This is a genomic window from Nocardia sp. NBC_01388 (genome assembly GCF_045040085.1).
Taxonomy (GTDB): domain Bacteria; phylum Actinomycetota; class Actinomycetes; order Mycobacteriales; family Mycobacteriaceae; genus Nocardia.
This window is the reverse complement of sequence record NZ_CP109553.1, coordinates 7,441,048-7,467,922: the sequence shown is the minus strand read 5'-3', so window position 1 is coordinate 7,467,922 and position 26,875 is coordinate 7,441,048. Positions and strand designations below refer to the sequence as shown.

The window sequence follows — 26,875 nt, the reverse complement described above, 5'->3', positions numbered from 1 at the left end:
TGAACTACTTGAGCAGCCGTGACATCCGGCGGTCGGCGAGGATCTTGCCGCCGGTCTGGCAGGTCGCGCAGTACTGGAACGACTTGTCCGCGTAGGCGACCTCCCGGACGGTGTCGCCGCAGACCGGGCAGGGCAGGCCGGTGCGCCCGTGCACCTGCATACCGGAACGCTTCTCGCCCTTGAGCCGAGCCGCATCCTGCCCGACCGATCGTGCGATGGCATCGGAGAGCGCGGCGCGCATGGCCGAGTACAGCCGAGCCACCTGCTCCGGATCCAATCCCGAGGATGTCGCGAACGGCGAGAGTTTGGCGGTGTGCAGAATCTCGTCGGAGTAGGCATTGCCGATGCCCGCCAGCACCGTCTGATCGGTGAGCGCGTTCTTGATCCGCTGCGAGGTGCCCTTCAGCAGCTCCGCGAATTCGGGCTCACTCACCGCCATGGCATCGGGCCCGAGCCGCGCGATGCTGGGCACCGACTGCGGATCGGCAACGATCCACACCGCCAGCCGCTTCTTGGTCCCCGCCTCGGTGAGATCGAACGCCGGGGTATCCCCCTCCGGCGTGAAGAAGTGCACCCGCAGCGCCAGTGGCCCCTTGCCCGGCTTCGGCGGCGCGGCGCCGGGCTGATCGATCCACCGCAACCACCCGCCCCGCGACAGATGGGTGATCAACCACAGCCCGTCACAATCCAACCCGAGATGCTTGCCCCAGTGCCCCGCCCCCGTGACGTCACGGCCCGACAGCGCGGTCACCGGCGGATCGAAAGTCTTCAGCACACTGAGTGCCGACACATCGACCCGTCCCACAACCGCGCCCACCGCATGCTCGGCCAAGAACTGCTCGAGCGCCACGATCTCCGGTAATTCGGGCACCCCCGCAGCCTACCCACGCCCCCCGACAACCTCGATCAGCCACAGCGCGACGTGTTCATGAAATCGCGGTCGCCGCACGCTGTGGAACGTGTGCTCGAAACCGCTTGATCCGACAGCCCTATCCGTTGCGCCGCAGCAGGTAGGTATCCATGATCCAGCCCTTGGCCTCCCGCAGCGCGGCGCGCCGACGCGTGATGCGTCCCTCGACGATTCGCAGCGGGCCCTCGATGACGGTCTCGTCGGGCATCCCGAGGTAGGCGCCCCACCAGATATAGATGTCATCACCCGGCACCTGCGTGAAAGAGCAGTCGCTGTCCAGCATTACGAGCGTCGACTGTCCCGAGGCCAGCCCCTCGTCGCGCAGCCGCCGCCCGGTGGTGATGTGCAGCGGCTCGCCGATCTCGTGCAGCACCATGCGATGCGCGGCGGCCAGCGCCTGCACGCTGGTAATCCCCGGAATCACCTCGTAGTCGAAGCCGACCCGCCCGCGTTCGATCACCCGCTCGACCACCCGCAGCGTGCTGTCGTACAGCGACGGGTCGCCCCAGACGAGAATTGCGCCCGCCCCGTCGGTTTCGGCGAAGGCTTGTTCGAGCAGCGCGGCGCGCGCCTCGTGCCAGTCCTCGACCACACCCCGGTAGGCCGTATCGGCTCCGGTCCCCGGCACGCTCCGATCCCGTGGTGGATCGGGGATCTGCACCATCCGGTGGGGTTGGTCCGCGTACTCGGCCACGATGGTGGCGCGCACATCGGCCAGTTCCTGTTTCCCGGCGCCCTTGCCGATGAGAAAGAACACGTCCGTCCGGCGCATGGCCTTGACGGCCTGCACCGTCACCTGGTCCGGATCGCCGGCGCCGATTCCGATCACATAGAGCTTCCGCACAGCGCCTCAGCATGCCAGGCCCAGTGATGCGTAAGCTTGTCAGGCGTGAGCAGCGACCCTCGAGACCCGCAGAGCACGGCCCCCCGTGACACCCAGTACGAGGATCTTCTGAAGTTGGTGCTGGAATCCGGCACTCCGAAGGCGGATCGGACCGGTACCGGCACCCGCAGCATTTTCGGGCACCAGCTGCGGTACGACCTGTCGCAGGGTTTCCCGCTGATCACCACCAAGAAGGTGCATCTGAAATCCATCGTCTACGAGTTGCTGTGGTTCCTGCGCGGCGATTCGAATGTGGGCTGGCTGCAGGAGCACGGGGTTTCCATCTGGGACGAATGGGCCGACGCCGACGGCGATCTGGGCCCGGTCTACGGCGTGCAGTGGCGGTCCTGGCCGACGCCGGACGGCACCCATATCGACCAGATCTCGCAGGTGCTGCAGACGCTGCGCACCGATCCGGATTCCCGCCGCATGATCGTATCCGCCTGGAATGTGGCCGAATTGAATCGGATGGCGCTGGCCCCGTGCCACGCCTTCTTCCAGTTCTATGTGGCCGACGGCAAGCTGTCCTGCCAGCTGTATCAGCGCAGCGCGGACCTGTTTCTGGGCGTGCCGTTCAATATCGCGAGTTATGCGCTGCTGACGCATATGGTGGCGCAGCAAACCGGGCTGCTTCCCGGCGATTTCGTGTGGACCGGCGGCGATGTGCACATCTACGACAATCATGTGGCGCAGGTTCGCGAACAGCTGACCCGTGACCCGTACCCGTTCCCGAAGCTGGAACTGCGCCCGGCGCCGACCCTCTTCGATTACGCCTACGAGGACGTGGAAATCCAGGATTACCAGCATCATCCGGCCATCAAGGCCGCGGTGGCGGTGTGAGCCGGACGATCGGGCTGATCTGGGCCCAGACCCCGGACGGGGTGATCGGTCTGGACAACACCATTCCCTGGCGGGTGCCGGAGGATATGGCGCATTTCAAGGAAGTCACCTGGGGCCATCCGGTGGTCATGGGCCGGCGCACCTGGGATTCCCTGCCCACCAGATTCCGCCCGCTGGACGGCCGCCGAAATATTGTCGTGACCAGACAAACAGACTGGTCCGATGAGGGCGCTGACCGGGCGAGCTCCCTCGAGGATGCGCTCGAGACCAGCGGAACCGGCACGGTGTGGATCATGGGCGGCGGCGAAATCTACCGCGCCGCAATGCCGTTCGCCACCGAACTGATGGTCACCGAGGTCGATTCGAGGGTGGCCGGTGATTGCTATGCGCCCGGCATCGGCCCGGAATGGTCGGCCGGCGAAGACCCGTGGCGCGAGTCCTCGACCGGTCTGCGATTTCGCTTCCGCCGCTATACGCGGCACAACGGATAACGCGAACATCCCGCGTCCAGTAATTCCTCGGCACGAACGGCGAATCTGCCGATCACGCCGGAAGGTGTCCGGCATACTCACGGATACCCAGGCGAAAGGCAGTCCATGGACAAGAAATCGCTGACCGCGGTCGCGCGCCAGCAGCTGAAGCTGGCCGCAACCGCCTCGAGCGGACGCAGTTCGGTGACCATCTACGGGGGCCACGCACACAGCCTCCGCCAGACGGTGATCGCCATGACGGCGGGGCAGAGCCTCGCGGAACATGAGAATCCGGGCGAGGCGACCATGGTCGTGCTCAGTGGCGTGCTGGCTCTGATCAGCGGCACCAACGAATGGAAAGGCTCGGCGGGAGATCTTCTGGTGATCCCCGACGCGCGGCACAGCGTGAAGGCCATCGACGATGTCGCCTTCCTGCTCACGGTGGCCAAATAGCGCACATCGCACGCCGAATAGCAGACACAGGGCTACCGGGCGACCGGTATGTCCGGTGCGGCCTCTAGGCTGGAGCCCATGGGTGAGCCGCAGCCGCTTCTCGATCCGCTTACGCCCGCCGCGCTCTTCCTCGTCGCGACAATCGATGAGGGCGGCGAGGCGGCGGTGCGCGATCTACTCGCAGAACTACCCGGTCTGCGCCGCTCCGTCGGCTTCCGAGTACCCGGCGCGGGGCTCGGGTGTATCACGAGCATCGGTTCCGCCGCCTGGGATCGACTCTTCGCCGGGCCCAAACCCGCTGAGCTGCACGAGTTTCCGGGGTACGTCGGGGACAGGCATCAGGCTCCGGTCACACCGGGCGATCTGCTCTTCCATATCAAGGCCCAGAACCAGGACGCGTGCTTCGAACTGGCGATGGCTGTGGCAGACCGGCTTTCCGGCGCCGTCACGATCGTCGATCAGACCGTCGGCTTCCGATATTTCGAACAGCGCGATCTGCTCGGATTCGTGGACGGCACCGAGAATCCCGAGGGCCGGCTCGCGGTGTCGGCCGCGCTGGTCGGCGAGGCGGATGCCGAGTTCGCCGGTGGCAGTTATGTGATCGTGCAGAAGTACCTGCACAATCTCGCCGACTGGAAGGCCCTGTCCGTCGAGGAGCAGGAGCGGGTGATCGGCCGCACCAAGGCCGATGACTTCGAACTCTCCGATGCGGCCAAACCGGCGAATTCCCATGTGGCCGTGAATGATCAAGATGACAATGGAACCATCCTGCGCGCGAATATGCCGTTCGGCAGTGTGATGGACGGCGAGTTCGGCACCTACTACGTCGCCTACGCCGCCACCCCGGCCGTGACCGAGCTGATGCTCGAGCGCATGTTCCTGGGCACCCCCGACGCCGCGTACGACCGCATCCTGGATTTCTCCACCGCCGTCACCGGCACGCTGTTCTTCACCCCGCCCGCGGGGTTCTTCGACGCGCTGCCGGACGCACCCGCGCTGGCGGCCGTGGAGGTCCCGGCATCCGTGGCAACCAATGGCGTTGTTTCCCAGGCTGGTTCCCTGGGTATCGGCACGTTGAAAAGGAGCTGAAATATGAATAATCTGCACCGCGAACTCGCGCCGATCACCGCCGCCGCCTGGACGGCGATCGAGCAGGAGGCGACACGCACCTTCAAGCGGCACATTGCCGGTCGCCGCGTGGTCGATGTGTCCGGCCCGCACGGGACCGACTACTCCGCGGTCGGCCTGGGACGCACCACCGCCATCGGCTCACCCGGTGAGGGAGTGCAGGCCCGCCAGCGCGTGGTGCTGCCCCTGGTGGAACTGCGTGTCCCCTTCAAGCTTTCGCGTGCGGAGCTCGACGATGTGGAGCGCGGCGCCCAGGACACCGATCTGGAAGCCGTGAAGGACGCGGCCAAGAAGATCGCCTTCGCCGAGGACCATGCCATATTCGAGGCCTACCCGGCCGCGGGCATTGTCGGCGTCCGCGCCGCCACCTCCAATGAGCCGGTCAAGCTGCCGACCGATCCGCGCCTGGTTCCGGAAGCCGTGGCACAGGCCCTGAGCGAGCTGCGGCTCGCGGGTGTGGACGGCCCGTATTCGGCGCTGCTGTCGGCCGATCTCTACACCGCGGTCAGCGAGACCTCCGATCACGGCCACCCGATCCGCACGCATATCGAGCGGCTGATCGACGGCGACATCATCTGGGCCCCGGCCATCGACGGCGCCTTTGTGCTCTCCACCCGCGGCGGCGATTTCGATCTGCAGATCGGCCAGGACCTGTCCATCGGCTACCTGTCGCACGATGCCGAATCGGTCGAGCTGTACTTCCAGGAGAGCCTGACCTTCGTGGTCTACACCGCCGAAGCCGCAGTCGCACTGGAGGCATGAGCGCCGGTACATCCGCCGGTAACCCGTATCGCTGGAGGCAAGACCACACCGAGAGGTACGGTGACGCGCAGCAACGTGCGGGAGGCGGGTCGACGATGGTGCGCGGGGAATGACAATGGTGCGGGCCGGCGTGGTGCCCGGGCGTCGTGCCATGTTCTACGGAATCGCGGGACTGCTGGTGACGTCCGGGATCGTGGCGGCCACCGTCGGGGTATTCGGGCTGAACCGGCTGTTCACCGGGATTCTGCTGGGCGTCGCGGCCGGAGTGGGAGTGCTGTTCCTGCTGTTCGCGCGGGACGGGGTGGTGCTGACCGATCAGTCGATCGTGCGGCGGACGCCGTGGGGCGCGGCCACCATCGACTGGAATCGGGTGGTGGCGGGCCGCTTCGCGCTGGACGAAAAGTCGCGCTGGTCCCTGGCTTTGGATCTCAACGGCGGCGACGAACAGCACGGTGAACTGGTACTGCTGTCCATTCCGCCGGTGCAGCGGCCCATTGCGAATGCCTACGACATGCGTAAACGCGAGCAGGTCAATGAGATTCGGAGCATTCTGCGCCGCAAGCAGATTCCGGTGATCCTGCTCCCGGAGATCGCCGAGGCGCTCACCCAGCATTGGCGGCTGGCTCCGCCCACCCGCTGAGGCGCCGCGCAACGGCTGGGTAGGGTGTTGGCCGTGATTCGCACAGCGGCACTGGCACATATCCGGGATCGTCGTCTGCTGCAGACCAGGTCCACCGGCAAGGACGTCTTCTACATGGCGGGCGGCAAGATCGATCCGGGCGAGACCCCGGAATCGGCGCTGCACCGCGAGATTCGCGAGGAGCTCGGCGTCGGCGCCACCGAGGTCGCCGAACTCGGCGTCTTCGAGGCGGAGGCCTTCGGCCATGCGCCCGGCACCCGGCTGCACATGACCTGCTTCCTCGGTGAGCTCACCGCCGACCCGTTCCCCTCCGGCGAGATCGCCGAGCTCCGCTACTTCACGCTCGCCGAATACGCGGCCATGCCGCACGTCGCGCCCGGTTCGCTGCTGGTGTTCCAGCGCCTGCACACGCTGGGCCTCATCGACGCCTAGTCGTTCCTGTTCGACGCAGAGCCGGCCCGCATAGACGCAGAGCCGGCCCGCCGACGCAGAGTCGTTGCGGCGCAGCCACTTACTCGTCCGAGGGCGCGACCTCCGAGTCGGTAATCGCGGAAGCTTCCGGAGCCCGGTAGGGGATGCGGGTGGCGGCGGCCAGCCCGAGCATGAGGAAGATCGCCGCGGCCAGCAGGGTGGTGCGCGTGGCATCGGTGAAGCCACGGGCCAGCGCGTCCACGACCGCCGTCGCGCCTTCGTGATCGCGCAGGCCGGAGATGGTGCCACCGGCGGATTCGCGAGTAGCCGTCGAGAGGGTGTCGGCGGATTTGGCGGGCAGATCCTTGACCTCGGCCAGCCGCTTGGGCATTTCGTGGCCGAGTCCGACCGAGAGCAGCGCGCCGACCACGGCGATACCGAAGGCCGAGCCGATCTGCCGGACGGTGCTCTGGGTGGCCGAACCCTGCCCGGAGGTCTCCGGCGGCACATCGGCCAGCACCACACCGGTCAGCTGCGCGGAGGCCAGGCCCAATCCGACGCCGTAGACGGCCAGCAGCAGCGCGAGCCACCAGGCGGAGATGTGCGGGGTCACGAACAGCGCTGTGAGCGCCACAGCGACGGCCTCGAAGCCCAGGCCGAGTTGCACGATCCGCACGGCGCCGAGCCGCTGTACCAAGCCCTCCGCGATCCCGGCGGCGAGGAAGGCGCCCGCGGCCATGGCCGCCAGCACATAACCGGCCCCGAGGGTCGAGAGTCCGAGCACGTTGACCAGGAACAGCGGCAGTACGAACAGCAGCCCGAATTCGCCGAGGGCCACCGCGAATGCGGTCACATTGCCCCACCGGAAGCTGGGGATCCGGAACAGTCCGGGATCCAGCAGCGCCGAGCGCCGGATCAGATTGCGGTGCTGCTCCCACCGCAGGAAGAGCACCAGCGCCAGCACCGCGAGCGCCAGAATGACCGGGATCGGCGAGATGATCGCGGTCTTCGACCAGGTGAATCCGGCCAGCGGGAATTCCCGCAGCGGCCGCCACCAGCCGTAGGTCGAGCCCTCGATGAGCGCGAACACCAGCAGGGCGAAACCGACCGCGCTGAGCAGGAATCCGTCCACATCGAGTCCGGGCGCGGTCTTGCCCATCTTGGTCTCGGGCACGAACAGCAGCAGTCCGACAAGTACGACCGCACCCAGCGGCAGGTTGACCAGGAAGATCCACGGCCAGGTGTAGTAGGTGGTCAGCCAGCCGCCGAGCAGCGGACCGATGGCGGCGACGCCGGAGATGACCGAGCCCCACACCGCGAAGGCGATGATCCGATCGCGCCCGCGGAACAGGGCGTTCATGGTGGCGAGCGTGCCGGGCATGACCGCGGCCGCGCCGACACCCTGCACGATCCGGCCCCACAGCAGTGGCCAGGCACTGGTGGCGGAGGCGGCGAGCACGCTGCCCACGAGGAATACCAGCACGCCGAGCGCGAACATCTTGCGCCGCCCGAGCCGATCGCCCAGCCGCCCGGCGGTGATCAGCAGGGCCGCGAGCACCACCGCGTAAATGCTGGTAACCCATTGCGCCTGAGTGAAATTGAGGCTCAGGTCGGCAATGATGACCGGCAGTGAGACGGAGACGATGGTGCCGTCGAGCACCACCATGGACAGGCCCAGAGCCAGTACGCCGAGCGCGAGCCATTTCTTACGACCCAGGTCGAGCTGCACTTCCGTCATCCGTCGCTCCTGCCGCACAGGGACAGCTGTCCGAAGAATCCGGTCTCTCTAGATAGCCGTTCGGGTGCCGAACAACCGTTACTCAGTGTAGGTCGAAGGGTATGAGCAGCGACTCGAGGTAGCCGAACCGGCTGGATAATCGCAGATATCCCCAGGTCTGAATGAGTATATGAACTCAGCTATACCTACCCGATACGGCGCGTCTACACAGCCCTGCCCTGCCGCTGAATATTTGCTGAACAAGAGATGGGGTGGCCGGCGAACAACTGGCACAATTCTCCGCCTCGCAGTCGGCACGGCAACAAGGTCCCGTCCCCACAGGTCCGGCGACCACTCGGGACGGCCGTTCCGCGCCGTATTGCGAGTTGCTCTCACCGGTATCGAAGCGGGACAGCCGATGTCCGAATCGGATACGTTTGAAGCTGTGTCGATGATGAAGGGTTCCAACGTTCCGGTGGTGGCCACCGCGGTACGGGTCGAGCTGGGGTGGCAGTCGGGTCCCGGCGTTCCGGACGCCGATGCGTCAGCATTGCTGCTGGCCGGAGGCCGGGTGCGGTCGGACAGCGATTTCGTCTTCTACAACCAGCCGGAGCACGCATCGGGGGCGGTGCGGCACGAGGGGAAGCAGCAGGGCCCGCAGGTCACCGATGCGCTCTCGGTCAATCTGGCGCAGGTCGAGCCGCAGATCGAAACCATCGTCATCGCCGCCTCCTCGGACGGCGGCACCTTCGCCCAATTGCCCGGACTGCACGTGCGTTTGGTCGATGCGAGCAGCGGCGCGGAGCTCGCTCGCTTCGACAGCACCGACGCCTCCTCGGAAACCGCCTTCGTCCTCGGCGAGCTCTACCGCCGCCAGGGCGCCTGGAAGTTCCGCGCCGTAGGCCAGGGCTACGCCACCGGACTGGCAGGCCTCGCAAGCGATTTCGGCATCACCGTCGACGACGCCCCGGCCTCGCAATCCCCTGCATCCCAACCCGCATCCCAAGCTCCCCCGCCGCCCGTACCCGCCGCGCCTTCCCAGACCACACCCCCGGCATTCCCGCCCGCCGCACCCCCGCTGCCCCAGCCGGCCGGTTCGCCATCGTACGGCATTCCCCAGCCGTCGGGTTCGCCATCACATTCCGCCCCACCCCAGCCGAATTACGCAGCGCCGCAAGGCTACAACCCGCAGCAGCCGCCAACGCCACCGGCATTCGGCGAACCCGCCCCGGGCGAGTTCCCACCACCGCCGGGCCGATACGCGCCGCCGGGACAGTACCCGCCACCGGCCGGGCAATACGGTTCACCGACGCCCGCAGGCCAATACCCCGAACCCACAGGGCAATACGGTTCCCCGCCTGCCGCAGGGCAATATTCGGGCCCCGCAGGGCAATACGGCGCTCCTCCTCCGACAGGGCAGCCCGCTGGGCAATATCCGGACCCCGCAGCACAATACGGCCCTCCCCCCACAGGGCAGCCTGCTGGGCAATATCCGCCGCCTCCGGGCCAGTACCCAGAGCCACCCGCCGGTCGATACGCGCCGCCCGCCGGCCAGTACCCACCGCCGCCGGGGCAGCACCAGGGCCCCTCCGCCGGGCAGTACCCACCCCCCGCCGGGCAGTACTCGGACCCTTCCGCAAGCCAATATCCGGCTCCTCCCGCCGGGCAGTACGGGGCCGCCGGGGGGCAGTACCCGCTCCCTCCCGGGTACTCGGAACAGCCTGCGGGCCAGTACCCGCCCGCTGGTCAGTACCAGCCCCCGGCCGGGCAGTATCCTCCGCCCGCCGGATACGCGGAGCCGTCGTATTCGCCTGCGCCGGGCGGTTATCCGGCTCCGCCGCAGTTCGCGCCACCGACCCCGCCCACGCAGTCGGGCGCGAATCCCATTCCGCCGCAGCCTTATCAGCCGGGCGGGAATCAGCCGCCTCCGCCATATCAGTCGGGCGCGAATCCGGTTCCACCACAGCAGCTTCAGCAGCCATCGGGCCCCGGCGCGACGCCGCGGGTGAATCTGGGCAAGATTTCGCTGACCAAGGACGCACCGGCCGTCTCGCTGACCAAGCAGGGTGCGACCGGCGGGATCATGCGGATCAATTTGAATTGGTCGGTGCCGGGCGCGACGAGTGGGTTGTTCGGGCGTAAGCGCGGCGGCAATGGCGGGCTGGATTTGGATCTGTGCTGCTTCTGGGAGCTGACCGACGGCTCCAAGGGCTGCATCAGTCCGCTCGACACCATGGGCAAGCTGCAGCGCGCCCCATTCATCGAGCTGGATCAGGACGATAGGACCGGGGCGAGCGCGACCGGCGAGAACCTGTCCATCAATCTCGATCACACCACCCAGTTCCGCCGCATCCTGGTCTTCGCCTCGCTGTACGAGGGCGCGGAGGATTTCCGGGGCGTGCACGCCACCGCAACCCTCTACCCGCGCAATTCCCCGCCCATCGAGATCGAGGTCAGCGGCTGCGTCGACGACTCCCGCGAGATGGTGCTGGCGCTGATCGAGAACATCAACGGCGAGTTGGTGGTTCGGCGCGAGGGCACCTTCGTGCGCCCGCCGGACGGACACCGCTTCTGGGGCAAGATCGCTGTGGATCAGGCTTACCGCTGGGAGCTGAAGTGGGGCACGTCGAAGGGCAAGTCCTAGCTGCTGTCGATCCCGGCCACAAACATGCCGGGATGATGGGTCCAGCCCGGAATGACAGGCCAGGTCACATCAAATGAGCTGCGGCGGTGCGGGTTTCGGCGAGGTCACCCTTCCAGCCGAGGAGCTGGAGTACCGCATCGGGGATGAGCTGTCCGGCGTACTCCGGCGGCGTGCCCTCGTCCGAGCGGATATTGATGACGGATTCGACCAGCCGGAACGGCAGCAGTTCGGCACCGGGCACCGCCGTCGCCCCCGCCTCGGCAATGACTGCGACGGCGAGGGTTTCATAGTGCCCGCGCAATTCGTCGCGCCGGGCGCGGAAGGCCGCGAAGCGCTCACTGCGCAGCTCCGGTAGCAGGTAGAGCGCGCCCAGATTCCAGCGCGCCGCGCAGAGCTGGCTCACGTCGAATCGCGCCAGCGCGTAGAGCCGCACAGCCGCCGATTCCGGCGCCGCGGCCAGTCGCTCCGCCAATTCCAGTGGTGCGGTGATGGTTCCCGCGAGCAGTGCGTCCAGGATGTCGTCCTTGGACGCGAAGTGGTGGTACAGCGAGGCCTGCCGAATGCCGACGGCGTCCGCGATCCCCCGGGTGGAGGTGCTGCCGTACCCATTGTTGGTGAAGAGTTCGGCGGCCGCGTCGAGGATCTCGGCGCGCGGCGTCTGCCCCTCCCGGCGGCGGGGTTCGAGGCGGGGACGTCCGGGTCCGAGTTGGGTCACGGGATTCATTCTGCACTGCCGATCCCCATGACCCGCTGGTCTATCAACGCTGCTGACAGCCGCTGACCACGCCGGGTGAGGTTTCTGTCATTCGATAGAAATACCGGCAATGCAGAAGTTACGGCGCGCCATCTGACGGATACCTCGACGTCATCGCGCGAGCGATCGCACTGGGAAAACTTTCAAGCGATAGATATTCACCGCTCGCGAAGGATTAGCCATGGTTGCCTCCGCCGATTCCATCGTCCCCAACCACCCGCCGAACAGCGCCCTGAGCACTGTCAATGCCGACAGCGCCGATCTGGAGGGCTTCGGCTACCAGCCCGTTCTGCACCGCAAGCTCGGCCGGTACGCCTCCTTCGCCGCGGGCTTCTCCTTCGTGTCGATCCTCACCACCATCTTCCAATTCTTCGGCTTCGGCTACTCGTTCGGGGGCGCCGCCTTCTTCTGGACCTGGCCGATCGTCTTCGCCGGCCAGTTCCTGGTGGCACTGAATTTCGCCGAACTGGCTGCCCGCTACCCGATTTCGGGCTGCATCTACCAGTGGTCGCGACGCCTGGCCGGTGAGCTGGTGGGCTGGTTCGCGGGCTGGATGATGATCATCGCGCAGATCGTCACCGCCGCCGCGGCCGCCATCGCGCTGCAGGTGGTGCTGCCCTCGATCTGGAGCGGCTTCCAGATGGTGGGCACCGACAGCGCGCTGACCTCGCACGACGGCGCGGTGAACGCCGTCCTGCTGGGCAGCATCCTGCTGGCGCTGACCACGCTGATCAATGTGGTCGGCATCGACTGGATGTCGCGCATCAATTCACTCGGCGTCACCATCGAGATCATCGGCGTCATCGCGGTGATCGCGGTCTTCTTCACCCATGCCGATCGCGGCCCGGGTGTTGTCATGCACACCGATCAGGCCGCGGCCGGGCCGTACTGGGGCGCCTTCCTGGTCTCCGGACTCATGGCCGCCTACGTCATGGTCGGATTCGATTCCGCCGGTGAGCTTTCCGAGGAGACCAAGAATCCGCGGCAGGTGGCGCCGCGCACCATTCTGACGGCGCTGGCGGTCTCGGCCCTGGGCGGCGGACTGATTCTGCTGGGCGCGCTCATGGCCGCACCGAGTCTCACGGACGGTTCGCTGAGCAGCGGCGGCCTCGCCTATGTCATCGAAGCCAAGCTGGACAGCCCGGCGGGCAAGGTCGTACTGGCCTGCGTCGCATGCGCTATCACGGTGTGCACCTTGGCGATTCAGACCGCCGGTTCGCGCCTGATGTTCTCCATGGCCAGGGACGGCCGGCTGCCCTTCTCCGAGCGCCTCGCCGCCGTGCACCCCCGCTTCGGCACTCCGGTGCTGCCGTCCGTGGTGATCGGCGTCCTCGGCATCGGCCTGCTGGTGCTGAACCTCGGCAATGCCGCCATCTTCGCGACCCTGGCCAGCGTCTGCATTGTGACGCTCTACCTCGCCTATCTGCTGGTGACGGTGCCGCTGCTGGTGCGCCGCATCAAGGGCTGGCCCGCCGAGGACCGCACCAGCGAGTCCGGCGCCCCGCTGTTCGCCCTGGGCCGCTACGGAATTCCGATCAATGCCCTGGCGGTGGTGTGGGGCATCGCGATGGCGGTGAACCTGGCCTGGCCGCGCCCGGAGGTGTACACCCCCGCCGGCGGCAGCTGGTGGATGCTCTGGGCCGCACCGCTTTTCGTCCTCGTGACCATCGGTGCGGGCGCGGTCGTACTCCGCTTCGTCACCCCCGCGACGCCGAGGGAGAGCGCCGGTCCGCTGGCCCAACCCGCCTGAACCACACGCCATCCGAGATACCCATCGGCCGCTGGCAGGCGGCGCATGGAAGGAGTAGCAATGACGAACACCGCGGATACCTCGAGCGCGCGGGCGCACGCACGATCACAGGCTGCGGGGGCGGCCATCAGCGGCCCCGAGCTGCCGGAAGGTGTGGATTCGGCGAAAATCACCTTCGCACAGCGGATTCCCGCCGGCGGGTATGCCAATATCGTGGTCGCTCGCGGCACCCGGGTGCGCCTGTCCGATCCGAGGGGTGCGGCGTGTGCGCATCTGCTGCTGCTGCGCGCCGAATCACCTTGGGAGCGGCTGAATGTCGCCGATACCGTGAAGGTGCCGTGGCAGGCGTACCTGGGTGCCGGGCATCCGCTGCTGTCGGATCAGGGCCGCGTGCTCGCCACCATCGTCGCCGATTCCTCCGATCATCACGACACCCTCTGCGGAACCTCGGCACACGCACGGGACCGGCTGCGGATGGCAGGGGTCAAACAGGGCCTGGAGCCGCGCGATATCGGGCCGACCGTGTCCTTCTTCCGCGGTGTGCGAGTGGATTCGGACGGCGGGCTCGTCTCCACCGGCAGCGCCGGACCGGGCGGCGCGGTCGAGCTGCTCATCCAGCTCCCGGTCACGGTGCTGGTCGCCAATGCCGCGCATCCCCTCGATCCCACTCCCATCACGGATCTCGATCTGGTGGCGTGGTCCGCACCGGAAGAGCTGGCGCAGCAGCTCGGTACCGACCCGGAATACCTGCGCGCGGTGCAGAACACCGAACTGGATTGGCACGCCCGCACTCTGGAGGCCCTCGCATGATCACCTCGTCCCGCACCATCGTCCTCGACGAGGCCGTCCCCGCCCGCGCACCCTGGTCGACCGTGGTGCGCGCGGGTGAGCAGCTGGAGATCATCGATCTGCACGGCAATCAGGCGGTGGACTGCCTGCTCTACGCGGCCGATGATCACACCGAGCGCTACAGCGCGCAGGCCACCGTCGCGGCGCAGCGCAATATCTTCCTCACTACGGGCAGTGTGCTGCGCACCGATGCCGGAACCGCGCTCATGACCGTGGTCGCCGACGAGGTCGGCAATCACGACACCGTCGCCGGCGCGTGCTCGCAGGAGTCGAATACGCTCCGCTACGGCCATCACACCCGGTACCAGCACGCCTGCGTGGAGAACTTCCTCGCCGAGGGCATGAAGTGGGGCCTGGGCAAGCGCGACCTGGTCTCGAATATCAACTGGTTCATGAATGTCCCGGTCGAGGCCGACGGCACCCTCGGCATTGTCGACGGCCTCTCCGCGCCCGGCAAGAAGATCACCCTGCGCGCCGATATCGACACCCTCGTCCTGGTCTCGAACTGCCCGCAGATCAACAACCCCTGCAATGGTTTCGACCCCACACCGGTGCGAATGGTGGTGACACGATGACGACAACGCTCCCGGAGAACACGGTCGCCGCATCGACACCGCAGCAAGGCCCCGCGGACGACGCCGCGTCGCGCGGCCTCACTCCCGCGGAACACGCTGCGGTAGTGAGCGTCTCCGGCACGACGCACATCCCCGCCACGGCAGGCATTTCCAGCGCGGTGAACGGCCCCGGCACGACACAAGCCCCAGCCACGGCAGGCATTTCCAGCGCAGTGAACGGCCCCGGCACGACACAAGCCCCAGCCACGGCAGGCATTTCCAGCGCAGTGAACGGCCCCGGCACGACACAAGCCCCAGCCACGGCAGGCATTTCCAGCGCAGTGAACGGCCCCGGCACGACACAAGCCCCAGCCGCAGCAGGCATTTCCAGCGCAGTGAACGGCCCCGGCACGACACAAGCCCCAGCCGCAGCAGACATTTCCAGCGCGGTGAACGGCTCCGGCACGGAGGGCATTCTCAGGTCGGTCGGTCATTCCCCCACCGCGGATCTCGCCGCAGTGGACCGCACCGCCACGGTGCTCGAGGACGAGCCGGTCTCGCCGGCCGACGGCGCGCCCGCCGCCCGGACGGTTCATGTCGTTCGCCCCGGTATGCAGACCACCGTGCAGGATTGGCCCGGCCGCGTCGGGTATTGGCATGTGGGAGTGCCGCCTTCGGGGCCGATGGATGATCTGTCGTTCCGCCTGGGCAATCGCGCGCTGGGGAATTCGGAGGGTGCGGCCGGGCTGGAATGCACGCTCGGCGGACCGGCGCTGCGGTTCGACGCACCTACCTGGGTGTGTGTCACCGGTGCGCCGGTACCCGTCACCGTGAACGGCCGTCCGGTGCGGCAGTGGCGCAGCGTGCTGGTTCCGGCCGGCGGCGTACTGGATGTCGGCGCGGTGCGCGGACCGGGAATGCGCAGCTACATCCTGATGGCCGGTGGCATCGATGTGCCCGAATATCTGGGTAGCCGTGCGACTTTCACACTCGGCAAGTTCGGCGGCGGTACCGGTCGGGCGCTCGCGGTCGACGATGGGCTGGCGCTCGGCCTGCCCGGAAAGGTGAGCGCGGGCGTGCCCGGCGATGACCAGCCGGTGCTCACCCGGCGCTGGGAGCTGGCCGTCACCGAGGGCCCGCACGGTGCGCCGGAGTTCTTCACCCGCAGCGACTTCGACACCATTGTCGGCACCGATTACGAGGTGCACTTCAACTCCGATCGGACCGGTGTCCGCCTCGTCGGCCCGAAACCGCAGTGGGCGCGACAGGACGGCGGCGAGGCGGGCCTGCACCCGTCGAATATCCACGACACCGCGTATTCGATTGGTGCACTGGACTTCACCGGCGACACCCCGATCCTGCTCGGCCCCGACGGCCCGAGTCTGGGCGGCTTCGTCTGCCCCGTCACCGTGGTGGCCGCCGATCGCTGGAAGCTGGGCCAGCTCACCCCCGGTGACAGCGTGCGCTTCGTCCCGGTGCGCGCCGATCGCGCGGCCTCGCTACGAGAGCTGGGCGCCGCACGCCGGGCGGCCTGGCCGATCGTGCTGTCCTCCGGCGGCGACGGGGACGACGGCATCGTGGCCCGGCGCGAGGGCACGGAAACCGCCGTCACCTATCGCCGGGCGGGCAATGACGGCCTGCTCGTCGAATACGGCGATATGACACTGGATCTGGAGCTGCGCGCCCGCGTGCACGCCCTGCACCAGGCGCTGCTCGAACGCGCGGAGCCGGGTGTCACCGAGCTCACCCCGGGCGTGCGCTCGCTGCAGGTACGCACCGACCCCGATCGCCTGCCCACCGGCAAGCTGCTGGACCTGCTCGGTGAGGTGGAGGCCGAACTGCCCTCCGCCGACGAACTGGTGGTGCCCAGCCGCACCGTGCGCCTGCCGCTGTCCTGGGACGATCCGTCGACGCGGGAGGCCATCACCCGCTACATGCACGGTGTGCGCGCCGACGCCCCCTGGTGCCCGTGGAATATCGAGTTCATCCGCCGGATGAACGGATTGCCCTCGGTGGACGATGTTTTCGATACCGTCTTCGCCGCCGAGTACCTGGTTCTCGGTCTCGGCGACGTCTATCTCGGCGCTCCCGTCGCCACCCCCACCGACCCGCGGCACCGCCTGGTGACCACCAAATACAATCCGGCCCGCACCTGGACGCCGGAGAACGCGGTCGGCATCGGCGGCGCGTACCTGTGCATCTATGGCATGGAGGGCCCCGGCGGTTACCAGTTCGTCGGCCGCACCACCCAGGTGTGGAATCACCGCTCCACCGGTGTGGGCGAAGATCCTTGGCTGCTGCGGTATTTCGACCGCATCAGCTGGTATCCGGTGAGCGGCGAGGAGCTGCTGGATCTGCGCTCCGATGTGGCCGCCGGTCGCGGTGAACTGCTCGCGGCGGACGGTGAGTTCCGGCTGGCCGACTACCGCCGCTTCCTCACCGACAATGCCGAGTCCATCGGGGAATTCCGCGCCAAGCAATCGGAAGCCTTTACTGCCGAACGTAATTCGTGGCGACAAGCCGGCGAGCTGACCGAAACGCCGTGAACTCGAACCACTGACAGGAGACCCGAGCATGACTGTGTGGATCCACCGCCGCCCCGAGGCCGAGGTGATCGCCGAAACCGCCGGCGCGACAGGACCGTTGGCGGGTCTGCGGCTGGCGGTCAAGGACAATGTGGATGTCGCCGGAGTGCCGACCACCGCGGGCTGCCCCGATTACGCCTATCTTCCGGACCAGGATGCGGCCGTCGTGGCCGCCCTGCGGGCGGCCGGTGCGGTGGTGGCGGGCAAGACCAATCTGGATCAATTCGCCACCGGCCTGGTCGGCACCCGCTCGCCGTACGGCGCGGTCGAGAATGCGCTGCGTCCCGAATACATCTCCGGCGGTTCGAGTTCCGGGTCCGCGGTGGCCGTGGCGCGCGGCGAGGCCGATATCGCCATCGGTACCGATACCGCCGGTTCCGGCCGGGTCCCGGCGGCACTGCACGGCCTCGTCGGCATCAAACCGACGATCGGCGTGGTCTCCACGGACGGTGTGGTTCCCGCCTGCCGCTCCTACGACTGCGTGACCATTTTCGCGGCCGACCTGGTACTGGCCAACCGTGCCATGGGTGTCATGGCGGCTGGCGCACCACACCGCCCGTGGCCCGCCGATACGCGACTGGCCGCCCCGCCCGCGCCCGTCGTGGCGGTCTTCAACGCTCTCCCCGATCTGGATCCCCTGTGGCACAGTGCTTTCGAACGCACCGTCGCCGCTCTTCGGGAGAGCGGCGCGACCATCGTCGAGATCGATCCCGAGCCGTTCCTCGCCGCCGCCAAACTGCTGTACAACGGCGCACTGGTTGCCGAGAGATACGCCGCGGTAGGCGATTTCGTCGACGCCCACCCCGACTCCACCGACCCCACCGTGCGTTCGATCATTCGCGCCGCCCGCACCATCCCCGCCCACCGATTGGTCACGGACCTGGCCGAATTGGAGCGCCTGCGCACGCTGGCCATGGCGAGTCTCGCAGGCGCCGATGCCCTGCTGACCCCCACCGCCCCCACGCATCCCACCCTCGCCGAGGTGGCAGCCGACCCCATCGGCGTGAATTCCCGCATAGGCACCTACACCAACTTCTGCAACCTCTTCGACATGTGCGCCGTCGCCGTCCCCGCGGGCACCGCCGGCGATTCCCCCTTCGGCGTCACCGTCCTGGCCCGAGCCTTCGAAGACGCCGTCGCCTACGACATCGCCACCCTCATTGCCGCAGCACCGAATTCATCCACAGCCGTCCCCAACCCTCTCGGCCCGAACAGTCACGAGGCATCCGCACCGGCCACCGAGTCAGCGCCACTCGAGGATCCGGCCTGGCCCCTCCGAGTCGCGCCGCACCTGGACCTGATCGTCTTCGGCGCACACCTGCGCGGCCAGCCCCTCGAACATCAACTCACCACCCTCGGCGCCCGCTGGGCGGGTGAGGTCCACACCTCCCCCAACTACCGCCTGGCAGCCCTCACCACCATCCCACCCAAACCAGCCGTAACCCGCCTCCCCGAAGGCACCCCCGGCGCCACCATCACCGCCGAACGCTGGCTCCTCTCCCCCGCCGCCCTCGGCCACTTCCTCGCCAACCTCCCCACCCCGATGCAACTGGGCTCCATAGAACTCTCCGACGGCACCTGGCGCCCCGGCTTCAGCTGCACCGGCGCGGCCGCTGAATCCGCCAAAGACCTCAGCGAATACCCCGGCTGGAAAGCCGCCCTAGCCGCCGACGCCGTCGGCTGAGAGGTCACCCCGCAAAGCACCCACCAGCGGTATGCCGCCACAATAGGTCAACATCCGAGGTAGTGTGGATGTCATGAGCGCTGCCTACGATGTCGTCCCTTTCAGCGAGCTGCTACACAAGCCCGCCGTCACCACAGGTCGCCTCGACCAGGTGCGCGCTCTGCGCCTGCGCCGCCGCGACGCCGGAGATCTGGCCCTGATGCGGGTTGAGCAACTGGACGCAGAGGGCGCGGTGGTCGATTTCACCGCGCGCCTGCTCGCCGGCGTCGTCCGCAAATTCGGGGCCGGCGCGGTACGGGAGGTACTCCCCGACGCCGTCCCGTGGATCACCTTCCTGCCCGATAAGGACGTCGATCAGTTCGTCACCGAACTCGTCGAAGTAGCCGGGGGCGCAGCCGCACTCGAAAATCTCGCCCCGCTGGCCACACTCCTCACCCAGTGGCGCAACACCGCCGAAATCCACGCCGATCCCGCATTGCTGAAACTGGTCACCCAGGATCCTGAGGGCGATCTCGGCCCGGCATCACCACCGGGAGCCGACGAGTGAGCCCGAAGCGCGGCGACCGCGGCGCACCACCACCCCTGCACACGGAGTTCGAAATCCGCTTCGCCACAACGGAAGCCGCCACCGGCCGGGACCAGCTCGCCCAGCAGGCCCCCGTCAACCTCCGCCGAGCCTTCGACACAATCCGCGCCGACCCGAGAGAGGCAACCAACCCGGACCGCCACCACCGCCTGAAAGGCTCCCTCGGATCAGCCAACTGGAAGGGAGCCGCACTGGAACGCTGGCAATACGAGGTAACCAGCGGCGGCCGGATCTGGTACCTCGTTGATGACGAGAGGCGAACTGCGTGGATCGTTTACGCCGGTACCGGACATCCCAAGTCGACAGAGCGATGACAGTTGCGCAGGCGGCCGATTGCGGCTCATGGAGCCTGCTTGGTCCAGGTGATCGAGTAGCGCCAGTAGACGTGGCGGCGGTAGCAGGAGCCGGGGAGGGTGCGGTGGGTCAGGGAGCGGATTTCGGAGTAGGTGCGGAGTGGGAGGATGGAGGGCGAGTGTGCCTCCGGGGGTGAGTAGTTCGGCCATTCGGGTGGGGGCGGGCCCCCTGTGATGGAGGGCCGCTACCGAGACGACGGCATCGCAGGGGCGGGCGGGAACGGGTGGGGTCAGTCCGTGGTGTGGGTGGCTTCCGGATTGGCGGTGTCGCGGACGATGCGCAGCGCGGAGGTGAGGGCGTCCAATTGCTCCGGGGCGAGCAGGCCGGTGAACCAGCGCTCGACGCCGTCGAGGTAGGCGGGGAGGACGCGGGCCACCCGGGTCGCGCCGGCGGCGGTGAGCACGGTGTAGGAGCTGCGGCGGTCACCCGGATCGGCCTCGCGGCGAACGAATCCATTGCGCTCCAAGCGATCCACCAGTCTGGTGACACCGCTGGTGGACAGATTGGTCTGGGTCGCCAGATCGGTCATCCGCAGCTTGCGCCCGGGCGAACGACTCAGCCGCATAAGCGCATTCAGGTCGAGCGCGGAGAGCCCGCTGGCCTTCCAGGTCGGCCCGAGCCGGGCGATCACGCCGTCGTGGGCCTCGAACAGCAGGCCGACGGCGGTCAGGCGAGGGTCATCGAAGAGATGCTTGGGATCCACGGGGACAAACCTAGACCAGACCATTGCCTTGCGGATAGTTGACACGCGGAACAAATCGAGTAGATTTTTGCCAACGCAATATTCCGCACCGCAACTAAATCGAGGTTCCCATGAGCACAGCACGCTGGGTGGCCGTTTTCCGTGCGCCACTGGTGAATCCGGCCGAGCAGATCCGGCTGGCCGAACCCCGAAGCTTCGCCGGCGAGACCCTGCGGCAGCGCCAACTGCCCACCAGCCGTCATAACCCCTCCAAGCAGCGCCAGAGTCGATGTCCTCAACCACGATACGTACGGCGGTCCCATCCGGTTCGACTGTGATTCCGGGCCGGACATCGTGTCAGCGGGCGTATCAGGCCGGCGTCAGGTCGGCATCAGCCGAGCCCGCGAAAGTAGTTCCTGTCAGTAACACAGCAGCCGCGGCCCCCGGGGCGCGAATACCGCAGGAGTACAGGTCATGACTACTTTCCAGACCCAGAAACCGATCGCCATCACCGTCGACACGCTGTCCGGCAATGTCACGGTCATCGCCTCCGACCGCACCGATACCGTCGTGGAGGTCCGGCCGGCCGATGCCTCCAAGAAGGCCGATGTGCACGCCGCCGAGCAGACTCGGGTCGATTTCGCCGCGGGCGCGCTGACGGTGCAGGCACCGAAGGGGTGGCGCACGCACTCCCCATTCGGCAGCAACCAGTCGATCGAAGTGATCATCAAGGCGCCCAATGGATCCCGATTCACAGCGACCGCCGGAGAAGGCAAGCTGCGAGGCACCGGCGAACTCGGCGAGTGCGATCTGGCGGTGTCGGCCGGCGATATCGACATCGACAGCACGCGTGGTTCGGTAACCGCGAAGACCGCCAAGGGCGACATCCGCATCGGTGCGGCCTCGCACGGCGTGGTCCGATTGGAGACCTCCATGGGCAATCTGGAGGTGGGCATCCGCCCGGGCAGCGCGGCCCGGCTGCAGACCAATACCCAGAACGGCACCGTGCAGAATCAGCTGGGGCCGGTCGGCGGGGCGGACCAGGACATCGTGCAGGTATTCGCGCGAACCTCGTTCGGCAACATCACCATCGGGCACTCCACCGCTGTGTGACGCGCCTTGCCTTCGAGGTGGCGACCGATCCGATCCGAAGGCCCCGAATCCTCGGGGCCTTCGGCGATTCGGTCTTCGCGCGGCTATTCGATTGCGGTGAGCCGCACGTTCACCAGGTCGACGACCCGATCCGTGGGCATGATCTCGACCATGGCGTTCGTGTCCGTACCCGATGCGATCATGCCGTCGATGAAATTCGCCAGCGCCGAACACGGTCGGGCCGAACACCGTGCCACCGTTCCGGGAGTTACCGGGTGGATCACCTGCACGCGATAGCGACCCGGTGGAATCGAATGCTCGGCTTCGGTGCCGGCGGCATCGACGGTCAGTACGTCGTCACCCGACCAACTCGCCTCCGGTAGCGCGGTGACCACGCTCCCCGAGCGTCGCCCGTCCGGCACGGTGTGCGGATCATGCCCGCCGCGCATGACGCCGGTCGCAACTCCCAGCGTTGCGGCAATGCCGGCGCAGGCGACTCCGGCGATCTTCAGCCCGCGTTTCACTGATCGACCGCCCCCGGCGAATTCGGGCGGCGGTGTCGAGACTCATGCGATTCGGTCATGTTTCCCTCACTGGAATTCGTTGCCGCCGTGACCATACGGCCACAATTCCGCGATTGTCAGAACCTGACCAGAATTCGCACGAATCGTCAGTAGGACATTTCGGTCAATTCCGAAAATTACTCCGCCTGTTGCAGGCCGGAAGAGTGGGCGAGCGCGTTGTACACCCAGTTGTGGGCCTGTCCGACGGTGATGCGCGCTCCGAAGAACTTCCCGGTCAGAGTCCAGTAGCGATGGATCCGGCGGTCGGCGTCGGTGGCGTCGAGCAGCAATTGCTCGCGGAAACTCGGGGAATCGCGTTGTCCTCGCGCACCGGCATGGGCATTGACAAATCGATCGAGCTCTTTGCCGCCGTGCGGCCGTACGCCCTCCGATACGAGTGGCACCACATCCGTCATCAATTCGCCTACATCGACATACAATTCGCGAGGGTTCCGGATCAACTCCGGCTGATTCCGCCAGAGCTGCTGTCGCACCGCCCGGTTGAATTCGGGATCAGCGGCAAGCGCGGCCAATTCGGCGTAGGCGACAACCTCGTCGACGGACGGATCGGCGGGCGGTTCCGGGACACAAGTACGGCGTCCAGATCCCCGACGAGGACATGGCAAGCCTGCGCACAGTCAACGACGCAGTCACCTACGTACAAAAGATGGAGACCGAAAAGCCGCTGATAGCAGACTATTTGGAGTCGAAATTCAAGGAAGGACGTGTTGAGTGATAGCCGATGCGAAGTTGAATCCCGTCGCGGTCGAACTCGGCAGCTTCTTCCCGCAACCGCCGGAGACCGTCTGGCGCGCGCTGACGGAGCCGGATCTGCTGGAGCGCTGGCTGCTTCGTCCGACCGGATTCGCCGCAAGGGCCGGAACCCGCTTCCGATTCACCACCCCGGACTCATCGATCGATGAAATCGCCTGCGAAGTGCTGGCGGCCCGTCCTGGCGACCAGTTGACCTACAGCTGGACGTACTCGCGGGCCGAATATCCCGCAAGGTGGATCGTCGACTGGACGATGCGTCCACAAGGCCGCGGTACCCGACTTCTCTTGACGCAGACAGGTTTCGACATCACAGACCGTCGACAGAAGATGGCCCGCAACGCCATGGAGCGAAGCTGGAAGCGTCTCATCCTGCCGCGCCTCGGCGAGGTGATCCACCCTCTGATATAACGGCGAGAGAAGGCCCGCCTCCGATTCTGGAGTCGGGCCTTCTGGTCCAATGAGCCGGGCGATCTCGCGACCTGAGCGGAGAATCGTTCTCGAATCACGACGCATCCCGGCAACCGGATTCAACGCATGGAAGGCAAGCATCGACTCGATGGCCGTACACCGAATGATGGTCGAAACAGCCGACGCGAGGACTCGCCACGGTAGGGCAGCTGCGGTGAAAACTCATGGGTGACCGCACACTTCCGTATTTTGCGGCCAATGCGGCGGCAGCGGTCGTCATCGTTGCCGCGTTCGCCGCCTGGGTCTACTCCGAGTACCGCATAGGTCGGAACCGTCCGGCGCTCGGCGCAAAAAACCGCGACGGCGGCTCGGGGCGATGGGTTGGCATCGGCTTGCTCGCCTCGTATGTCGGCGGTGCGCTGATCAGCGCCCTCGTACCGCGGACGGTGATCACCGGGCACGGCGGCACGGTATTCATCGCAGGCCTGCTCATCGCCGTCGTCGGCCAAGGTCTCAGGCTGGCCGCCGTTCGCCAACTCGGCGAGTCGTTCACTTTCAAAATCCACACCGCGCCCGGCCAGATTGTCGTCGATTCCGGCCTCTACCGCTTCGTCCGGCACCCGTCCTACACCGGCGCCCTGATCTGCGCCCTCGGCTTCACCATCGCCTACACGAATTGGCTGGCCCCACTGACAGTCCTGGTCCTCGCCTTCGGCTACGTCAAACGTATCCCCGCCGAAGAACAAGCCCTCGCCGCCGACCTCGGCGAGCCCTACCGCCGCTATATGTCCCACACAAAAAGGCTGATCCCCTTCGTGTTGTGAACCGTTCGCAGAAAACAGCTGTCGCTCCCGCCAACCTCCCATCAGCGAACACCCGCATCGCCACTAAACCAGCCTCCGCCACACCACGGAAGCCACCGCTGTAGCGGGTCATGAGCCGTGCCGCCGCGGCGTAGCGAAGACCTACTGGCCGTCGGCCACCTGAAGCCGGCCCGCTTGCGCACTCATTGAGCCAATTCCGCGCATCGACCCGAGGTGAACTTTTCGTGCAATCCATCGCCTCGTCGACGGGATTTCGACCAATTCATGCGCTGATCGCACGAAAAGATCACTTCTGCAGGTGAATTCACATCAACTAGGGCAATCCGCCGCACCTGGGCCCCGGGCCAGTGTGGCAGTCCACCGGCAAGCCGCTTCAGCCAGGAATTCACGACGAAGGAGTGTGAGTCGGGCCTTCGCCAGATCGAAACTGTGGATGTCGAGCTGGTCAGCCGGGTTGGGGTGGGTCTTCTGGGGTGCGCTCGTCGAGGGCGTTTTGGAGGTTGGCGTTGATGCGCTGGGCTTCGGCGAGTTGGTCTTCGAGGATGACTATGCGGCAGGACGCCTCGAGGGTGTTGCCGGCATCGACGAGTTCGCGGACGCGCGAGGCGATTCGGAGTTGGTAGCGGGAGTAGCGGCGGTGGCCGCCTGCGGACCGCTGCGGGGTCAGTAGGTGGGCGGCGTCGAGGCCGCGCAGGAAGGATTGGGTGACGCCGAGGATTTCGGCGGCCCTGCCCATGCTGTAGGCGGGGTAGTCATCGTCGTCTAGCTTGTCGTCGGCGCTGGCGCCATCGGCGGGGTTCGGGTTCGGTTGCTGCACAGCACCTCTCATGATTCAACGCCGTCAGGCCCCGGCGCACTGTGCGCCGGGGCCTGGAGATTTACGTATCGGAAATTGACTGCTCACCGGCCCATAGGGCCGATCTGGTACACCGCCCCCGATGCTTTCCGGGACGCGGTACCGGTATGGGACTACTCAGTGACCACCACCTCCTGAAACGCCGGTCTTGCGAGCTACCGGATCTTTCAATTCGAACGACAGTGAATGTATACCGCCTCGCGACAAATGTCTACACCCGTCACCGCAGATTTTGTTCGCCACGGTAACGCGTTTACCTCTTGTCGCTGCTGTCGAAGAGCCCCATAATCTCCCCCGTGACCGACACCGTTTCGCACACTGGCGCCCGCCAGCCGAGCCTGGCGCAGATCGCCGCGGGCAGTCCGTACCTGATCGGAAGCTTCTGGTTCAGGTTCGCCGACCAATGCTGGGCATGGTCCGATCAGGTCGCAGCCCTGCACGGCTACGAACCCGGCACGGTGGTCCCGACCACGGAGCTGCTGCTCGCACACAAGCATCCCGATGACCGCGACACGGTCGCCGAAACCCTGGCCGCCGCGGTCCGTCACGGTGAGGCGTTCTGTTCCCGGCACCGCATCATCGACACCGCCGGCGTTGTGCACCACGTCCTGGTCGTCGGCGACCGCATGCACGATGACACCGGCGCCACCGTCGGAACGACCGGCTACTACATCGATCTGACGGTCCCGCTGGATCAGAGCAGACGCGATGCCCTCACCGACGCCCTACCCGACGTGGTCGAGGCCCGCTCGGTGATCGATCAGGCCAAGGGCGTGCTGATGTTCGTCTACGGCATCGACGCCGAACAGGCATTCCGAGTGCTGCAGTGGCGCTCTCAGGAGACCAACACCAAATTGCGCACCCTGGCAACCAAACTCATCACCGCGGTCAACGCCTTCGACGGCGCCCCGGTCAAGGTCCGCACCCAGTTCGACCACCTGCTGCTCACCATGCACGAACAACCCGACCCGCCAACCGATCTCACCGATCTCACCGATCCAAACAGGTAACCCACTCCACAGGGCGGCCTGGCAAAGGGCCCAGCCGACTACGGCAACAATGTCCCTGGATCGACGGTGAACTCGAAGGGGCTGTGCAGAGTGACAATTTCGCCAGCGGGAGCACGGTGCGCGAGCTGGTACTCGCCGTCGTCGTCGAGTACGAACGCAAACAGCACCGGCAAGGACTCACCGGGCAGCTGCCCTTTGAAACGATTGGTCTCGATGCGCCAGTAGTTCGGGATGCGAGCGTCCGCGTACAGCACCGGCTTGACCATTCGATCCGTTAAGGTCGTCGACCGGGATACCACTTCGACGGCCAGCATGACTTGATCGGCCGCAATCCCACGGTCGGTCCACGGGATGGGATCGGCCGCAATCATCAGGTCCGGAATCGGCTCGTCGTCGCCGATGAGCACACCAACCCCTAGAAGAGCGAAGGCACCGGGGGGTAGCGCCGGTTTGATCGCATCTCGCAATTCAGTGACCACCCACTGGTGGATCGGTTTCGGCGCGGCGTTCACGATGAGCTGACCATTCAGGACCTCGTAGCGGAGACCGTTCTCGGGAAGGTGGTCGAGATCGGTCGCGATCCAGCGGTCGGACTCGGGAACGTGCATACCCGAATTGTCGACCTCAGGCACCGGCATAGCCAACGCAACCACCTCCTTTCTCAGCGAACCGGACGAAGCAGGGTTGTGACC

At 66.7% G+C, this 26,875-nt stretch carries 28 protein-coding genes and 1 pseudogene; 20 read left to right on the top strand and 9 right to left on the bottom strand.

Annotated features, from left to right (window positions below; all coding sequences use genetic code 11):
• Positions 1–4 precede the first annotated feature (4 nt).
• Both OG716_RS35300 and cobF read right to left on the bottom strand, forming a co-directional pair.
• Positions 5–871, bottom strand: coding sequence for an Fpg/Nei family DNA glycosylase (locus tag OG716_RS35300; protein ID WP_405134652.1), 867 nt, complete (start codon positions 869–871; stop codon positions 5–7).
• Between the two features lie 118 nt (positions 872–989).
• Positions 990–1,754 (bottom strand): precorrin-6A synthase (deacetylating), encoded by a 765-nt coding sequence (gene cobF, locus OG716_RS35295; protein ID WP_405134651.1) that lies wholly within the window; start codon positions 1,752–1,754, stop codon positions 990–992.
• Positions 1,755–1,799: 45 nt separating this feature from the next.
• On the opposite strand from cobF, the gene OG716_RS35290 reads away from it, so the two are divergent.
• The 7 genes from OG716_RS35290 (at position 1,800) to OG716_RS35260 (ending at position 6,518) form a co-directional block, all read left to right on the top strand.
• Positions 1,800–2,633 (top strand): thymidylate synthase, encoded by an 834-nt coding sequence (locus OG716_RS35290; RefSeq protein ID WP_405134650.1) that lies wholly within the window; start codon positions 1,800–1,802, stop codon positions 2,631–2,633.
• Positions 2,630–3,124 carry a dihydrofolate reductase gene (locus tag OG716_RS35285; protein WP_405134649.1) on the top strand — a complete coding sequence of 165 codons (495 nt, stop codon included), beginning with the start codon at positions 2,630–2,632 and terminating at the stop codon, positions 3,122–3,124. The genes OG716_RS35290 and OG716_RS35285 overlap by 4 nt, the downstream gene beginning before the upstream one ends.
• 105 nt (positions 3,125–3,229) lie before the next feature.
• Positions 3,230–3,556: a cupin domain-containing protein gene (locus tag OG716_RS35280; RefSeq protein WP_297613326.1), complete on the top strand. Its 327-nt coding sequence runs from the start codon at positions 3,230–3,232 to the stop codon at positions 3,554–3,556.
• Between the two features lie 78 nt (positions 3,557–3,634).
• Positions 3,635–4,645: a Dyp-type peroxidase gene (locus OG716_RS35275; RefSeq protein ID WP_405134648.1), complete on the top strand. Its 1,011-nt coding sequence runs from the start codon at positions 3,635–3,637 to the stop codon at positions 4,643–4,645.
• 3 nt (positions 4,646–4,648) lie between these two features.
• Positions 4,649–5,446, top strand: a complete 798-nt coding sequence (locus OG716_RS35270) for a family 1 encapsulin nanocompartment shell protein (RefSeq protein WP_327142268.1) — start codon at positions 4,649–4,651, stop codon at positions 5,444–5,446.
• Between the two features lie 109 nt (positions 5,447–5,555).
• Positions 5,556–6,086, top strand: coding sequence for a hypothetical protein (locus tag OG716_RS35265; RefSeq protein ID WP_405134647.1), 531 nt, complete (start codon positions 5,556–5,558; stop codon positions 6,084–6,086).
• Positions 6,087–6,119: 33 nt separating this feature from the next.
• Positions 6,120–6,518 (top strand): NUDIX domain-containing protein, encoded by a 399-nt coding sequence (locus OG716_RS35260; protein WP_355119708.1) that lies wholly within the window; start codon positions 6,120–6,122, stop codon positions 6,516–6,518.
• 79 nt (positions 6,519–6,597) lie between these two features.
• On the opposite strand, the gene OG716_RS35255 is transcribed toward OG716_RS35260, so the two are convergent.
• Positions 6,598–8,235 (bottom strand): MFS transporter, encoded by a 1,638-nt coding sequence (locus tag OG716_RS35255; protein ID WP_405134646.1) that lies wholly within the window; start codon positions 8,233–8,235, stop codon positions 6,598–6,600.
• A gap of 430 nt (positions 8,236–8,665) precedes the next feature.
• On the opposite strand from OG716_RS35255, the gene OG716_RS35250 reads away from it, so the two are divergent.
• On the top strand, positions 8,666–10,858 hold the full coding sequence (locus OG716_RS35250) for a TerD family protein (RefSeq protein ID WP_405140125.1): 2,193 nt from the start codon (positions 8,666–8,668) through the stop codon (positions 10,856–10,858).
• Positions 10,859–10,922: 64 nt separating this feature from the next.
• On the opposite strand, the gene OG716_RS35245 is transcribed toward OG716_RS35250, so the two are convergent.
• Positions 10,923–11,573 (bottom strand): TetR/AcrR family transcriptional regulator, encoded by a 651-nt coding sequence (locus tag OG716_RS35245; RefSeq protein WP_405134645.1) that lies wholly within the window; start codon positions 11,571–11,573, stop codon positions 10,923–10,925.
• A 220-nt stretch (positions 11,574–11,793) separates the two neighbouring features.
• Between OG716_RS35245 and OG716_RS35240 the strand changes: the two genes are divergently transcribed.
• From OG716_RS35240 to OG716_RS35210, 7 genes are all read left to right on the top strand, one after another.
• A complete protein-coding gene (locus OG716_RS35240; protein ID WP_405134644.1) occupies positions 11,794–13,362 on the top strand; it encodes an amino acid permease in 1,569 nt (522 codons plus the stop codon).
• 60 nt (positions 13,363–13,422) lie between these two features.
• Positions 13,423–14,172 carry a DUF1989 domain-containing protein gene (locus OG716_RS35235; RefSeq protein WP_405134643.1) on the top strand — a complete coding sequence of 250 codons (750 nt, stop codon included), beginning with the start codon at positions 13,423–13,425 and terminating at the stop codon, positions 14,170–14,172.
• Positions 14,169–14,786, top strand: coding sequence for an urea amidolyase associated protein UAAP2 (locus OG716_RS35230; protein WP_405134642.1), 618 nt, complete (start codon positions 14,169–14,171; stop codon positions 14,784–14,786). The genes OG716_RS35235 and OG716_RS35230 overlap by 4 nt, the downstream gene beginning before the upstream one ends.
• Before the next feature lie 590 nt (positions 14,787–15,376).
• Complete coding sequence (locus OG716_RS35225; RefSeq protein WP_405140123.1) at positions 15,377–17,311, top strand: 5-oxoprolinase/urea amidolyase family protein; 1,935 nt, start codon at positions 15,377–15,379, stop codon at positions 17,309–17,311.
• A gap of 28 nt (positions 17,312–17,339) precedes the next feature.
• Positions 17,340–19,034, top strand: coding sequence for an allophanate hydrolase (gene atzF / locus OG716_RS35220; protein ID WP_405134641.1), 1,695 nt, complete (start codon positions 17,340–17,342; stop codon positions 19,032–19,034).
• A 73-nt stretch (positions 19,035–19,107) separates the two neighbouring features.
• A complete protein-coding gene (locus OG716_RS35215; RefSeq protein WP_405134640.1) occupies positions 19,108–19,581 on the top strand; it encodes a hypothetical protein in 474 nt (157 codons plus the stop codon).
• Entirely contained in the window at positions 19,578–19,934 is a 357-nt protein-coding gene (locus OG716_RS35210; RefSeq protein WP_405134639.1) for a hypothetical protein, read from the top strand. The genes OG716_RS35215 and OG716_RS35210 overlap by 4 nt, the downstream gene beginning before the upstream one ends.
• Positions 19,935–20,203: 269 nt before the next feature.
• Here OG716_RS35210 and OG716_RS35205 read toward each other — a convergent pair whose 3' ends face one another.
• Positions 20,204–20,677, bottom strand: coding sequence for a MarR family transcriptional regulator (locus tag OG716_RS35205; RefSeq protein ID WP_355119728.1), 474 nt, complete (start codon positions 20,675–20,677; stop codon positions 20,204–20,206).
• A gap of 453 nt (positions 20,678–21,130) precedes the next feature.
• Here OG716_RS35205 and OG716_RS35200 point away from each other — a divergent pair, with 453 nt between their 5' ends.
• Positions 21,131–21,769 (top strand): DUF4097 family beta strand repeat-containing protein, encoded by a 639-nt coding sequence (locus tag OG716_RS35200; RefSeq protein ID WP_405134638.1) that lies wholly within the window; start codon positions 21,131–21,133, stop codon positions 21,767–21,769.
• A gap of 83 nt (positions 21,770–21,852) precedes the next feature.
• Here the strand turns inward: OG716_RS35200 and OG716_RS35195 are convergent, their stop codons facing one another.
• Together OG716_RS35195 and OG716_RS35190 are read right to left on the bottom strand one after the other, a co-directional pair.
• On the bottom strand, positions 21,853–22,272 hold the full coding sequence (locus OG716_RS35195) for a hypothetical protein (RefSeq protein WP_405134637.1): 420 nt from the start codon (positions 22,270–22,272) through the stop codon (positions 21,853–21,855).
• A 176-nt stretch (positions 22,273–22,448) separates the two neighbouring features.
• Positions 22,449–22,937, bottom strand: a complete 489-nt coding sequence (locus tag OG716_RS35190) for a hypothetical protein (RefSeq protein WP_405134636.1) — start codon at positions 22,935–22,937, stop codon at positions 22,449–22,451.
• On the opposite strand from OG716_RS35190, the pseudogene OG716_RS35185 reads away from it, so the two are divergent.
• The 3 genes and pseudogenes from OG716_RS35185 to OG716_RS35175 form a co-directional block, all read left to right on the top strand.
• Positions 22,901–23,047, top strand: a pseudogene (locus OG716_RS35185) (acyl carrier protein); the annotation flags it as partial. The gene OG716_RS35190 and the pseudogene OG716_RS35185 sit on opposite strands and share 37 nt — an antisense overlap.
• Positions 23,044–23,493, top strand: coding sequence for an SRPBCC domain-containing protein (locus tag OG716_RS35180; RefSeq protein WP_405134635.1), 450 nt, complete (start codon positions 23,044–23,046; stop codon positions 23,491–23,493). The pseudogene OG716_RS35185 and the gene OG716_RS35180, both read left to right, overlap by 4 nt.
• A gap of 224 nt (positions 23,494–23,717) precedes the next feature.
• Positions 23,718–24,317 (top strand): methyltransferase family protein, encoded by a 600-nt coding sequence (locus OG716_RS35175; RefSeq protein ID WP_405134634.1) that lies wholly within the window; start codon positions 23,718–23,720, stop codon positions 24,315–24,317.
• 445 nt (positions 24,318–24,762) lie between these two features.
• On the opposite strand, the gene OG716_RS35170 is transcribed toward OG716_RS35175, so the two are convergent.
• Positions 24,763–25,134 (bottom strand): helix-turn-helix domain-containing protein, encoded by a 372-nt coding sequence (locus tag OG716_RS35170; protein WP_405134633.1) that lies wholly within the window; start codon positions 25,132–25,134, stop codon positions 24,763–24,765.
• Between the two features lie 335 nt (positions 25,135–25,469).
• Here OG716_RS35170 and OG716_RS35165 point away from each other — a divergent pair, with 335 nt between their 5' ends.
• Complete coding sequence (locus OG716_RS35165) at positions 25,470–26,183, top strand: PAS and ANTAR domain-containing protein (RefSeq protein WP_405134632.1); 714 nt, start codon at positions 25,470–25,472, stop codon at positions 26,181–26,183.
• Positions 26,184–26,221: 38 nt separating this feature from the next.
• On the opposite strand, the gene OG716_RS35160 is transcribed toward OG716_RS35165, so the two are convergent.
• Positions 26,222–26,791, bottom strand: coding sequence for a Uma2 family endonuclease (locus OG716_RS35160; RefSeq protein ID WP_405134631.1), 570 nt, complete (start codon positions 26,789–26,791; stop codon positions 26,222–26,224).
• Between the last annotated feature and the right edge of the window lie 84 nt (positions 26,792–26,875).

Excerpts from the sequence above, each read along its gene's own strand:
- OG716_RS35280 (WP_297613326.1), top strand. The coding sequence starts at position 3,230 with ATGGACAAGAAATCGCTGACCGCGGTCGCGCGCCAGCAGCTGAAGCTG.
- OG716_RS35275 (WP_405134648.1), top strand. The coding sequence starts at position 3,635 with ATGGGTGAGCCGCAGCCGCTTCTCGATCCGCTTACGCCCGCCGCGCTC.
- OG716_RS35270 (WP_327142268.1), top strand. The coding sequence starts at position 4,649 with ATGAATAATCTGCACCGCGAACTCGCGCCGATCACCGCCGCCGCCTGG.
- OG716_RS35265 (WP_405134647.1), top strand. The coding sequence starts at position 5,556 with ATGACAATGGTGCGGGCCGGCGTGGTGCCCGGGCGTCGTGCCATGTTC.
- OG716_RS35255 (WP_405134646.1), bottom strand. The coding sequence starts at position 8,235 with ATGACGGAAGTGCAGCTCGACCTGGGTCGTAAGAAATGGCTCGCGCTC.
- OG716_RS35250 (WP_405140125.1), top strand. The coding sequence starts at position 8,666 with ATGATGAAGGGTTCCAACGTTCCGGTGGTGGCCACCGCGGTACGGGTC.
- OG716_RS35240 (WP_405134644.1), top strand. The coding sequence starts at position 11,794 with ATGGTTGCCTCCGCCGATTCCATCGTCCCCAACCACCCGCCGAACAGC.
- OG716_RS35235 (WP_405134643.1), top strand. The coding sequence starts at position 13,423 with ATGACGAACACCGCGGATACCTCGAGCGCGCGGGCGCACGCACGATCA.
- OG716_RS35230 (WP_405134642.1), top strand. The coding sequence starts at position 14,169 with ATGATCACCTCGTCCCGCACCATCGTCCTCGACGAGGCCGTCCCCGCC.
- OG716_RS35225 (WP_405140123.1), top strand. The coding sequence starts at position 15,377 with ATGCAGACCACCGTGCAGGATTGGCCCGGCCGCGTCGGGTATTGGCAT.
- atzF (WP_405134641.1), top strand. The coding sequence starts at position 17,340 with ATGACTGTGTGGATCCACCGCCGCCCCGAGGCCGAGGTGATCGCCGAA.
- OG716_RS35215 (WP_405134640.1), top strand. The coding sequence starts at position 19,108 with ATGAGCGCTGCCTACGATGTCGTCCCTTTCAGCGAGCTGCTACACAAG.
- OG716_RS35200 (WP_405134638.1), top strand. The coding sequence starts at position 21,131 with ATGACTACTTTCCAGACCCAGAAACCGATCGCCATCACCGTCGACACG.
- OG716_RS35175 (WP_405134634.1), top strand. The coding sequence starts at position 23,718 with ATGGGTGACCGCACACTTCCGTATTTTGCGGCCAATGCGGCGGCAGCG.
- OG716_RS35160 (WP_405134631.1), bottom strand. The coding sequence starts at position 26,791 with ATGCACGTTCCCGAGTCCGACCGCTGGATCGCGACCGATCTCGACCAC.